Genomic DNA, 842 nt, shown 5'->3' with positions numbered 1-842 from the left:
AAGAGGAGTGCCTTCGGGAACGCGGACACAGGTGGTGCATGGCTGTCGTTAGTTCGTGCCGCAAGGTGTTGGGTTAAGTCCCGCAACGAGCGCAACCCTCGTGTTTAGTTGCCATAAAGTTTGGAACTCTGAACAGACTATCGGTGTTAAGCCGGAGGAAGGTGAGGATGATGTCAAGTCATCATGCCCCTTATACCCTGGGCGACACACGTGCTACAATGGCCGGGACAAAGAGTTGCGACCCCGCGAGGGCAAGCTAACCTCAAAAACCTGGCCTCAATTCGGATTGCAGGCTGCAACTCGCCTGCATGAAGTAGGAATCGCTAGTAATCGCCGGTCAGCCATACGGCGGTGAATTCGTTCTCGGGCCTTGTACACACCGCCCGTCACACTAGGGAAGTGTGCCATGCTCGAAGTCATTATCTTAACCGCAAGGAGGGAGATGCCCAAGGCACGGCTAGTGACTGGAGTGAAGTCGTAACAAGGTAGCCGTACTGGAAGGTGCGGCTGGATTACCTCCTTTTCAGGGAGAGCTAATGCTTGTTGAGTTCATACACTGTTACGCTTGCGAAAGAGAGCGAGTGACACGAAGATGCATCTGCAAGAGATTAAGTCTCTTGTCGTTTATTGGCTGTGAAGTTCGTTATAGTCATGTAAGTAAGAATGAGAATGAAGTTCATAAGTAAGCTCCTTTTCCCAGGTCGAGACAAGTGGATAGTCTCCTATTTACTTTTCTGCCCTTGTTTTATTTTAGTTTATTCATTTAGTATGTTGAGTCGTTTCATTTATACTTTATTGATTTAGTATGTTGAGTCGTTTCATTTATAACATTAAATAAGAGA

The 842-nt window shown here is 47.4% G+C and carries 1 rRNA gene; it reads left to right on the top strand.

Features of this window, described 5'->3' with window-relative positions:
* Positions 1 to 523: ribosomal RNA gene (locus IE038_RS25575) — 16S ribosomal RNA — on the top strand; the annotation flags it as partial.
* Positions 524 to 842 lie beyond the last annotated feature (319 nt).

The sequence above is a fragment of the Pseudomonas laurentiana genome (assembly GCF_014648275.1).
Taxonomy (GTDB): domain Bacteria; phylum Pseudomonadota; class Gammaproteobacteria; order Pseudomonadales; family Pseudomonadaceae; genus Aquipseudomonas; species Aquipseudomonas laurentiana.
This window is presented reverse-complemented; position numbering and strand designations above follow the sequence as displayed.